1 pseudogene is annotated in these 279 nt (G+C 58.8%); it reads left to right on the forward strand.

Features of this window, described 5'->3' with window-relative positions:
* Positions 1-279: pseudogene (locus EN852_RS40565) on the forward strand (glycosyl transferase family 1); the annotation flags it as partial.

Genomic DNA, 279 nt, shown 5'->3' on the forward strand with positions numbered 1-279 from the left:
AGCGGTGTTCCTGTCCGATCCGGGATTCGTCGATGTCTACAAGGGCTATGGCTTCGAGGCGCATCCGGTGAACCTGTCGGAACCGATGCCGCCGGAACAGATGGCCAAGTTCTGGGAGGATTTCATCAACGGCCACATCCCGAACTTCCGCAAATCGCCCTACGACCAGGTCGATAATTACGTGAAGGATTGCTGGACGGCGATCGTCGACAGCGCCAAATGGGCACAGAAGGATCTGCCGCGCGTGCTCGCCGCGATCAAGCCTGATGTCGTCTGCGT

Source organism: Mesorhizobium sp. M2E.F.Ca.ET.209.01.1.1 (assembly GCF_004010375.2).
GTDB lineage: Bacteria > Pseudomonadota > Alphaproteobacteria > Rhizobiales > Rhizobiaceae > Mesorhizobium.